This is a genomic window from Alteromonas sp. DY56-G5, from assembly GCF_041414725.1.
Taxonomy (GTDB): Bacteria; Pseudomonadota; Gammaproteobacteria; order Enterobacterales; family Alteromonadaceae; genus Alteromonas; species Alteromonas macleodii.
Genome location: NZ_JANHZQ010000075.1, coordinates 1 through 10,363 on the forward strand (window position 1 = coordinate 1; position 10,363 = coordinate 10,363).

The window sequence follows — 10,363 nt, forward strand, 5'->3', positions numbered from 1 at the left end:
ACCCACCTCCGCAGCCATTTATTGGTGTGGTCTACAGAGGATTAAGTCTTTTTAGAGGGGAAAATCCCTAGAACCCCGACATGGGTCCAACTATGCAAATTCATCAATGTGTATAAAAGAATAGAAAGCCAATAATTAGCGAGCTTTAATATAAGAAGTTAAAGTCTGATATAACTAAAAGGCAATACCCAACAACCTTTAGGTTCAGTTTTCAATTACTAGCCAGGAGTTGCATAGCAAATCGCAAAGCAAAATTGTCAGTTAGAAAAAGTTCTTCGCGTGCTTTTACTTTCGCTGATTTTTTTAAGTTTAATGAAAGTGAAAGCAAAAGTCAGCGATGCCATCAGCTCAAACAGCCAAAATATAGGAATGAAGCCAAACGATTCAACCAAAAAACCATTTTCATCTATACTCGAGCCTTTTATGTTATAAGCGATTAAACACAAAATACCACTAATAAAAAATAAGAAGCTCATCTTATAGTTACTTATAAATTTCATTAATGTCTCTATATTTTATTTTCAACATCTCGTAAGAGCACGAAAGAAACGTTGATGTCGAAGGTACGTGTTCAATCTTGCCTCTTACCACTTTAGTTACGCATTATTATCTATCACACTCTCCTTACAGTTTAACAAAAAATTTAATCATGAGGGGAACAAACTAAAAAGTTCCATGAAAATCTATAGTCATGATTGTAGACAATGTGTCACAAATAAAATTTTAGCTTAGTATTAAAACTTGAATTACTGTCGACTATCATTGTTAATGAGTAATGGAATTTCATCTCACCTCCTCATTAACTGCAGAATGCTCGTCAGTAAACTCTATTTCAACTGTGCTGTAACTGAAGTCAAACATGGCCAAGCTATCATAAATATCAAGCTTCAATAACTTGTATTCTTCAACTGTCTTTAAGGCACTGCCAACGCGTATAGTAATAACATTGTGTTCTCCGTCAAGTGACCAAATTTTTAAGTCATGGATATATTCAACTCTATCAACACTCCGGAGTTCATCTAACACTTGTTTGTATAAGTTTTTCTCTGGAACACCTTGCAAAAATAATTTTAAGGTTGCTAATAAGTTTCGAATTACATTAAACAATATAAAAAGCGTAAAGCCAATCGAAAGTAGGGGGTCTAAAATTGGCCAGTCGACAAATTGCATTACTATGGCAATAATTAATACAGCAACCCAGCCTAAAACGTCCTCCAATAAATGCCAGTTCAACACTCTCTCGTTTAGGGTATTTCCTCCCTGGAGTTTATACACAGCAAAGCCGTTTACAGCGACACCTAGAATCGCAAGTAATATCATGCCTTCTGTATTTGGAACGACCGGGTCTAATACTCGAGGAATGGCTTCTGATAATACCCAGATTGAGCCAAGGATAAGTACGGCTCCGTTAATAAATGCCCCTAACAGGCTGAGTCGCTTGTACCCATATGTGAAATTTTCATCGGCCTCTCTCTCTCCTAACCTATTGAGACACCAGGCGCTTCCAATAGAAACTGAATCGCCGAGATCATGAACAGCATCTGCCATTATAGCAGTGCTGTTCGTTAGCCAGCCGCCAATAAATTCAATAATTGTGAAGCTGAAATTTAATAGAAAAGCCCACCCAATTTTGTTTGAGCTATTTGAATGATTATGAGTCATAGAGGCTCCGGTGCGCCCGGAACATACCGGGCGTAAAATTTGATTAAGAGTTGCGTTTGTTATGTGCGAGCTGATAAAGCGCAGGTAATATAAACAGTGTCAGTAAAGTTGACGATATAATTCCCCCAATGACTACAGTGGCGAGCGGTCTTTGTACTTCAGCACCTGTTCCTGTATTAAGTGCCATGGGAACAAAGCCTAAGCTGGCCACTAACGCAGTCATCAAAACAGGTCGAAGCCGGATTATGGCCCCTCGAATTACTGAAGTATAAATATCACCATTTTCCTGCCAGAGTTGTCTGATGAATGCGACCATCACTAGTCCATTCAAAACCGCGACCCCGGACAAAGCGATAAAGCCTACTCCCGCAGAAATTGAAAGAGGCATATCTCTAATCCAGAGTGCCAGTACTCCTCCAGTCAAGGCTAGTGGTACACCAGTGAAAATTATCAATGCGTCTTTAACAGACCCAAACGCCATAATGAGTATGCCAACTATCAACGCAAGCGTAACCGGAACGACTAAAGTCAGCCGTTTGCTGGCGGATTCCAGTTGTTCAAAGGTACCACCAAACTCTAACCAATATCCTTCCTTCATTTTTAAATCGGATTTAAGTCTTTTTTGTAAATCAACGACAAATCCTCCTAGGTCGGTTCCTCGTACGTTAGTCGTTACGACAACTCTGCGCTTTCCATTCTCTCGGCTGATCTGTGCAGGCGCCGGCTTTAACTCGAGAGTGGCTACCTCTTCAAGCGGTACAAAACTATTGCCGACACGAACAGGTAAGCTCTCTAATTTGTCAATATTTGTACGCAACTCTTCAGATAATCTGATTACAATTTTAAACCGACGATCGCCTTCATAGATTATGCCTGATTCCTTACCCCCTATGCTGGTTGAAACGAGTGCTTGAATGTCTGCTACGTTAAGACCGTACCTTGCGAGAGCATCTCGTTTTGGTAATATGGACAACATAGGAAGGCCGGCAACTTGCTCAACTCGGGTGTCTGAGGCACCTTGTATCGACTCAGCGATCTCAGCAACCTTATTTGCAGAATCCAACAATTGCTCTAAGTCATCACCGAAAACCTTGACTGCAACATCAGCCCTTACGCCGGAAATCAATTCATTAAATCTCATTTGAATTGGTTGGGTAAATTCATAGTTATTACCGGGAAGCTTTGAGGCGACTGATTCAATTTCAGCCACTAGATCCGATTTAGATTTAGCTGGATCAGGCCATTCTGAGCGAGGTTTAAGTATTACAAAACTATCGGCTACATTAGGAGGCATTGGGTCTGTAGCGACTTCTGGTGTACCTATTTTCGCAAAGACTACCGCTACCTCTGGAATTTCTAACAGCGCACCTTCAAGTAATTCTTGCATTTGAATTGATTGGTTTAGACCGGTACCCGTTATGCGTAAAGCCTGTAAAGCGACATCACCTTCATCCAGTTGAGGAATAAATTCAGACCCAAGTGTTGTTGCCAACCATCCGCAGAAGACAACAAACGCTAGTGCAGCCCCAAGAGCAGCAGCTTTAAATTTAAGAATAGCCCTAAGTGCTGGTTCGTAAGCCAGTTTCACCCAACGTATTAAAAAACTCTCCTTTTCACTGATTTTTCCCCCCATGAAAATTGCGATCGCTGCAGGCACTACCGTCAGTGACAAAATCATTGCCGCAATAAGAGCGATAACAACTGTTATTGCCATGGGATGAAACATCTTTCCCTCTACGCCTGTTAAAGTAAAAATAGGCAGATAAACAGCGGTTATGATCCCGACTCCAAATAAGCTGGGCCTGATTACTTCAATCGTTGCTATTTTCACTTCTTCTAGACGTTCCTTGAGTTGAAGAAGTCTGCCGTGATGCTGTTGGGCTTCAGATAAGCGCCTAATACAGTTTTCAACAATGATGACAGCGCCATCGACAATCAGACCAAAATCTAAAGCCCCCAAACTCATCAGATTTGCCGAAACACCTCTCTGGACCATTCCAGTGATTGTCATCATCATAGCAATAGGTATGATCGCAGCCGTAATAAGAGCCGCTCGAATATTGCCTAGTAGTAAAAATAATATGACAATTACGAGTAATGCTCCTTCCAGCAGGTTCTTCTGCACAGTGTTTATCGCTTTGTCGACCAGTGTAGTTCGATCATAGGCGGGTTCAGTAACTACCCAGCTTGGTAACGATCTTTGAATTTCAGTTAATTTACTGGCAGTTAAAGCTGCAACTTCCCTTGAGTTTTCTCCCAGCAACATCATGACCGTTCCCATCACTGTCTCTTTACCATTTCTTGTAGCGGCACCGGTCCTCAGCTGCTTACCCAAGCCTACAGTTCCAATATCTTTTATTAGAACAGGAACAGATCCTTTTTTTCCTACTACGACATTTTCGATATCCTTTATCCCTGTCAATTGACCTGGAGAGCGAACAAGAAGTTGCTCGCCATTTTTCTCAATATAGCCTGCTCCAGCATTATCATTGTTTAAATATAGTGCTTCAGAAATGTCTTTAAGCGAGACTCCCATCTCCAGCATTTTTACAGGGTCGGGATTGACGTGATATTGCTTGTCATAACCTCCAATAGTGTTTACTTCTACTACTCCCGGAACCTGGGCTAACTGTGGTCGAATGATCCAATCTTGTACCTCTCTTAAAGCCATAGGTGTGACCGGCGAGCCATCGGGTAACGTTGCTCCATCTTTCCCTTCCAGTGTATATACGAAAATTTCGCCAAGCCCTGTTGCGATTGGCCCCATTTCTGGCTCAAGGCCATCAGGTAAAACACTTTTAAGGTTAGCAAGTCTTTCGTCGATTAAATTTCGGGCAAAAAAGATATCCGTTCCTTCTTCGAAAATAACAGTAATCTGTGAAAGACCATACCTCGATATAGAACGTGTATAGGATAAGTTAGGCAAGCCATATAGTGCTGTTTCGACAGGAAATGTTATTCGTTGTTCAGCTTCTAATGGTGAGTACCCCGGAGCTTTGGTGTTAATCTGAACCTGTACATTTGTAATATCTGGTACAGCATCAATAGGTAATCGCTGGTAGCTCCAAACGCCGATCCCAATTAAGATTAGTGCAAGAACAAGAAACAAAAAGCGTCTTTCTACTGAAAGACGAATAATATTATCAATCATTTATCGTCTCCAGGATTAGTGAGCGTGAGAGGCACCGGATTTTTCAAGATCCGCTTTTATCAGAAAGCTATTTTTTGATACGTAAATTTGACCAGCGATTAAGCCACGCTTTACTTCAGTGAAGTTGTCATCTTTTATACCCAGCTCGACAGGGACAGCTTGAAACGTGTTACCATCGTTTAAAAATACAACTGAGTTACCATCCATTGATTGGATAGCTTCATTCTCAACGCGAAGCGAAACATCGACTTTCTGAGCATCAACTACACCTGTAACCATATCGCCGGGGGAGAATTCTCCTTCGGTATTAGTGATTTCAACAATTGCGATCTGATAAGGTTCAAGTGAACCTGACGGAATGAGAAATTTGACCTTTGCATCTTGCTGTCGGGAACCTTTTTTTATGTGGATATAAGAGCCCTGCTTTATTGTATCCCTCTTGGATGGAAATACTTTCAATTCTGCCCAAAGCGTTTCAGCGTCGACTATTTTATAAAGCGTTTCACTGGTAACCAACTGCCCAACATTAACATTTCGACTTACTACCGTACCCGAAATTGGCGCTTTCACGATGTAGGTTTGTAAGCTGTCATTTGATTGAATTTTTGCAATTACATCGCCAGCCTTCACGCTGTCACCAACATCCGAAGCGAGAGTTTCTACAACTCCCGAGAACCGCGCATTAACTTCAGCCTTGTTCTTGGGTGGAATTACAAGAGTACCCAACAATTCGATATGTCTTTCAATGGTCCCACTCTGAACTTCGGAGGTTGCTAATTGAAACTTTTCAGTTAATGCTCTTGAGATCTGTGTTCTTCCCTCGAAGTTTTCCCACTCCCAGGAATACTTTCGTCTTTTGTCAGTCAGATAAATAGTAGCCCTAAAAGAATGAGGTTCAGACAGAGCTTTTATTGACCGCAAAACCCCCTCTGAAGTTTGAAACTCAAATTTTTCTGAGCTTGAACCTAACTTCTGTAGCTCTATAGAAAAGGAATCAGGGATAAATGGCTTCCCATCTTCAAAAGTCGAGGCAATAATTACAGAGCCCTCGGGGCTTTCATCGATACTTACTTCTATTTCGATGTTACCTTTCTGGAATATATTTTGGTTGTCATTTGAATTGGTGACATCTTCACTTGCGGTCGCGATAGATGTCACAGTGCCGATAAGAAATAAAAATAAAATTTGCTTTAGCATAATTAATCCTGGAGATTGAAAGTGAATGATTTCAGAGATTGCCCTGTCCATTGTTCGATAAGTGCTTCATTGAGCAGGGTGGCTTCGCGATAGTTGATGAGACTCCGTTGAGATTGGAGAAGTGCATCACGTGAAGCAAACCATTCTTGATAAGTGTAAATTCCCTTTTGATAGCCCTCCTTGGTCAGCTCCAATGCTCTTTTCAAATCTGGCATTACTTCTTTTTCCAGGTGCAATGCTGCCTGTGAACTAAAATTTATGCTTTTCGTTGCTTTAAATAGAATCGCTTTTACATCGAGATACTTGGTGTCTCGCTCTAATAACTCCGCCTCCTTACTAGCAATTGCAGATTTGACTGCACCCGAATTCCTTTTCTCAGCAAATAGTGGAATTGAGGCACCAAAAACTAACGATGTATCTTGAGCTCCCTGATTCCTTCTAACACCAACAGACCAAGATAGGTCTGCGGTATTATCAGACTTAGCCAACTGAATTTCAGCGTCCTTCAGGTCAAGTGACTTAATTAGTAAATCCGCATTCGATGATGATAAGAATTGGTTAAAAAGTGTTTCGTAGGAATAATTTTTAGCGGGTGAATTTAAAGAACCAGTAAGCGTGATATCTTCATAATTGCCCTGCCAGAATAGTGTGAGAGATTGCAGGGCTATTTCTTTATTCACCTTTGCTGTCGCAAGTTCTAATTTCGCTTGATTTAAAGCCGATTTAGCTCTGAACAATTCAGCATCATTCGTTGCACCACTTTTTATTCTATTAGTGATCACAGTAAGAGCATCTTCAGCTAAGCTCACACTTCGCTCAGCTATTTGCAGACGCTCCTGTTGTGCCAGAACGCGAATATACTGCTGAGTGAGCCCACCAAGTAGTGAGAGAGACATTGAATACTGCTCTGAATCTAAAAGGGCAGCTCTGGCATCCACAACCAGTGTTCTTGCACTCTTCTTTCCACCAAGTTCATACACTGAAGATAGAGAGATGGTTGCTTCTGCTGCTTGAACTCCCGAAGTAGAACTTGTGCCCATCACATTTTCTAGATTAGCACCTACGGTGTAAGCTGGAGAAAGCAAAGCTTGTTGGCGATCTCCCTCAAGAGCTCTAGTAAGAGGTCTGAATTTCAACAAGCTTGGATGACGGTTGAGAGTAAGTTGAACTGCATCATCTAAAGTTACTTGTTCTGCCAATGCATTGGCTTGAGATAGCATCAATGCACTAGTCAATATCCCGGCGCGCGTAAGTTTGCGCACAGGAAACTGTGAAATTTTCATGATATATAATCCTAGTCAGTTGAAAAAACGAAAAACGACAGGGATTAAATTCTTGGAGGACGCTCTATTTGGTTAATGAAACGATTAGGTGTAGCTTCACTATAAACTGAGACTAAATTGGGAGACTTTTTTAGAAACGAGCTTTCAATATCAAAGTAAAAAGCTATGTGTGTAAAATGACCATGACAAGAACAACAATGGTCACAATCACTTCCCGCATCTAAATCGTAAGCATCGGACAGTTCGATTAATGTATTTTCAGTACATAATTCATTGCTAAACAAGTGGTCTTGTTCAATAGAAAACGCGTCAGTCACAATCAACAAAAATTGTGCGCACAACAAAAAAGCGGCTAAGACCACTTTTAGATTTTTGCTAATGCGGTAATTCGTTTTCAACACAAGATTCCTCTATTGGCAATCTATGTTCTCTTAAAATATGATTGTAGTCAATGCCTAAATGGTCAGCTTTCTGATTCACAAGAGGAACTCTGTATTAAAAAGCCATGTATTTCAATTAAGTTGCTAAATCTTGTCAGAAAAACAGAAATCTACTGCGAAGCCTGCTCATACATAATCCGGCAATGTAAAATAAGTACACCGAAGGAATAGGAGAATACAAAATGCATTTTCAATAAGCCTGTCACAGTTATTGCGTCTCGCTCGTACCAAAACCTGTAATACCCCCTAAAACAAGTGTAAAAGCAAGTCCAATACTGAAAGATAAAATCACCGTTGACCCAAGAGGTAGCTTTTCCAATTGCTATCTGATCTCCTTACAGTGAGCGCATCAATGAACAACAAAGTAAATATTATCTGGCTCATGCTATAACCGTGATGCTATGCTTATGAGCATGAAGGTGGTTCGCATCGCTTCTTTGAGTTCACCAAATCATCTAAGGCTCCATTTTCGAATAAACGGTACAATAGACTAGTAGAAAGGCATATCGGAAACTCGATATCGCTAGATACCTTACTGTAACTTTTTGGCTAAAAACGTTGTCGCCTCGCGTAAAAATGCCGATCATTTTTTGACCTTGGCAAGTTCATGTTTTAATCTGCTATCCCCGCGTCACAACGGGGATCACTGCTCTTACGTGTTTTATCTTTAGATTGCGCAGCATGATGTTTTCAGCAGTTAGGTAGACTAAGAAAAATACTAATATCTAAAGCAATCTGACGACCAATAATATCAGGTTTCTAGCAGAGTAATACCGCTTCGAGTATGAATTCTGAAGTATACTTTGTTTGTTAACAACCACTCATTCCTGGCATAGCAAGCTTCTTTAGAGGAGGTTTCCTAAAAATCTGAAGAGGATCCACAGATGACTGAAATCTATGAACGGGCACTATAATAATTGTGATAATTCTCTTTCTGATCTAGAACCGTAGCAGAGTTACTTTCATGTTAAATAGTTCATGTTAATGCACATTAACGTTACCTATTCGAGTAGAGATAAGAAGTTAGCTTTCCTCTTTTGACTACGATATATCATGCAAGCGAATAGCGCTCACTTCAGCAGCAAATTTAAAATAATTAAAGGGTTGTAAATCTCTGTCAAGACAGTTGGGTGACGTCAACATGTTGGAGATATACAAGATGAAAACTAAGCTGCCTCATATTGGTATTTTTTGGGTCTACAAGTCGACTGTACTTGCTAAAGCAATGCCTTTGAATAGTACAGAGCCTGATAGCCTTTCACTCTATGACAGTGACTTTAGCCTTTTAGTAGAGTGGGAAGAGCATAGAATATACCTTCCGTGTTTTCCTGAGCTCATTGCTGTTGAATATCAAGAAGTCAGCAGGGGTAGAGTAATCTACTCTGGAAACTCAAAGTTCTTTAAAATATATGCAGACAGAAAAGTGGTACAGAGCGTTGAGCTTCAAACCTTGGTATGTGATAAATTTAATCTAATACCGAGTCAATGCACTTGGAAGCTAGACAAGCATTACCGTATCTTTAGTTCATAAAAAGCTTACGAAAAAGTTAAAAAGTCGCTTTGTAAAGAATACGCAAGCAAATCATAAGGACATGACGTTGAATATATTTGAAGTAATAAACAATAGTATTTCTGACTTTGTAGAAAACCAAGAAAATAAAGCGCTCAAGAGAGGTACAGGCTCTTATTCGATACCGTTTAGAGGCTCTATCTTCGGGGAAATCGAGACAGCAAAAGTATTAAGTAAGCTCAATGCCGAATCAGTTGATGTAATTTGGTTAGGCTCAAATCCTAATGTTCCTGAATCTCTCGACGCTATTTTGTCTCCTTCCTCCCCTTCCCACTACGAGGGTTTTGTGCAACAAGCCATGAACGACAATTTCAGCGAAGCGTACAAAAATAGCGAAGGTGCGAATGTCCCATTGTGGGATCCTATTAACAAGCCAAACAACAAGTGGCAATTCTACTCAGAGATATTCAACAAGCGGTTTGGTGAACACAAAACGCTCATGGCTAACATAGTGCTGTGGGGAAGTAAGGATTTTAAAAGCTTCACTTCTCAGTTGGCTAAATACGATAAAGCGCTTTTAGAGAGAGCTATTCAGTTTTCTTACGAGCTGAACAATCAGATAATCGAGTACTTCAAGCCAAAAGTTGTTCTTGTTCCCAAGAGCTCTAATAGCCCATCATCAAAGAATTGGCTACTACACTCTTCAAACTTAACAGACATACAGCATCACGAAGTGAGAGGTAAAGTAACGTTCAAGTTTTCAGTAGGTAGCCTGCAAAAAGGCGATTTTAAAACAACTGTAATATCAGCCCCCCACCCTTCATACACACCAAGAATTGGTCGTGAATTTAGAGAGTCTGCGCAAAACGCTATCTTCACAGTATTACAAAATTGCTGATACTTATTAATCTACTTCATAAACAAAAACTAATTTTGCATTTGTTAGCATCTTTAGTTGATGAGTTTATCGCACGAGAGTTACATGATAGAACTTAAGATTTTAGGATCCTTTATTACCGCTAGTGCAACTATTTTAGTAGCCTTAGGGAAACTGCGAATAAGTCCCGCAGTTTAACGCTTAGTTAAGCCGCAGCATCACCTGCCTAATTTTTAAACTCTA

General features: G+C 40.3%; 8 protein-coding genes. 2 read left to right on the forward strand and 6 right to left on the reverse strand.

The genetic code is table 11. The features are described from left to right. Positions 1-257: 257 nt before the first annotated feature. The 6 genes from NO989_RS20895 to NO989_RS20920 form a co-directional block, all read right to left on the reverse strand. Positions 258-500: a DUF3955 domain-containing protein gene (locus NO989_RS20895; RefSeq protein WP_014978032.1), complete on the reverse strand. Its 243-nt coding sequence runs from the start codon at positions 498-500 to the stop codon at positions 258-260. Positions 501-783: 283 nt separating this feature from the next. Beyond that, positions 784-1,662, reverse strand: coding sequence for a cation diffusion facilitator family transporter (locus NO989_RS20900; protein WP_012516887.1), 879 nt, complete (start codon positions 1,660-1,662; stop codon positions 784-786). A gap of 43 nt (positions 1,663-1,705) precedes the next feature. After that, positions 1,706-4,813 (reverse strand): efflux RND transporter permease subunit, encoded by a 3,108-nt coding sequence (locus NO989_RS20905; protein WP_012516886.1) that lies wholly within the window; start codon positions 4,811-4,813, stop codon positions 1,706-1,708. A gap of 15 nt (positions 4,814-4,828) precedes the next feature. After that, on the reverse strand, positions 4,829-6,010 hold the full coding sequence (locus NO989_RS20910) for an efflux RND transporter periplasmic adaptor subunit (RefSeq protein ID WP_020742699.1): 1,182 nt from the start codon (positions 6,008-6,010) through the stop codon (positions 4,829-4,831). 2 nt (positions 6,011-6,012) lie between these two features. Beyond that, positions 6,013-7,293: a TolC family protein gene (locus NO989_RS20915; RefSeq protein ID WP_015066027.1), complete on the reverse strand. Its 1,281-nt coding sequence runs from the start codon at positions 7,291-7,293 to the stop codon at positions 6,013-6,015. Positions 7,294-7,337: 44 nt separating this feature from the next. Beyond that, positions 7,338-7,694: a hypothetical protein gene (locus NO989_RS20920; protein ID WP_231497909.1), complete on the reverse strand. Its 357-nt coding sequence runs from the start codon at positions 7,692-7,694 to the stop codon at positions 7,338-7,340. A gap of 1,198 nt (positions 7,695-8,892) precedes the next feature. On the opposite strand from NO989_RS20920, the gene NO989_RS20925 reads away from it, so the two are divergent. Together NO989_RS20925 and NO989_RS20930 are read left to right on the forward strand one after the other, a co-directional pair. Further along, positions 8,893-9,264 carry a hypothetical protein gene (locus NO989_RS20925; RefSeq protein ID WP_231506386.1) on the forward strand — a complete coding sequence of 124 codons (372 nt, stop codon included), beginning with the start codon at positions 8,893-8,895 and terminating at the stop codon, positions 9,262-9,264. A gap of 61 nt (positions 9,265-9,325) precedes the next feature. Continuing rightward, complete coding sequence (locus NO989_RS20930; protein WP_014997010.1) at positions 9,326-10,141, forward strand: hypothetical protein; 816 nt, start codon at positions 9,326-9,328, stop codon at positions 10,139-10,141. The last annotated feature ends 222 nt before the right edge of the window (positions 10,142-10,363 follow it).

Bases quoted from the DNA above. Each gene is read 5' to 3' on its own strand.
- NO989_RS20910 (WP_020742699.1), bottom strand. From the start codon at position 6,010: ATGCTAAAGCAAATTTTATTTTTATTTCTTATCGGCACTGTGACATCT.
- NO989_RS20900 (WP_012516887.1), bottom strand. From the start codon at position 1,662: ATGACTCATAATCATTCAAATAGCTCAAACAAAATTGGGTGGGCTTTT.
- NO989_RS20915 (WP_015066027.1), bottom strand. From the start codon at position 7,293: ATGAAAATTTCACAGTTTCCTGTGCGCAAACTTACGCGCGCCGGGATA.
- NO989_RS20905 (WP_012516886.1), bottom strand. From the start codon at position 4,813: ATGATTGATAATATTATTCGTCTTTCAGTAGAAAGACGCTTTTTGTTT.
- NO989_RS20895 (WP_014978032.1), bottom strand. From the start codon at position 500: ATGAAATTTATAAGTAACTATAAGATGAGCTTCTTATTTTTTATTAGT.
- NO989_RS20925 (WP_231506386.1), top strand. From the start codon at position 8,893: ATGAAAACTAAGCTGCCTCATATTGGTATTTTTTGGGTCTACAAGTCG.
- NO989_RS20930 (WP_014997010.1), top strand. From the start codon at position 9,326: ATGACGTTGAATATATTTGAAGTAATAAACAATAGTATTTCTGACTTT.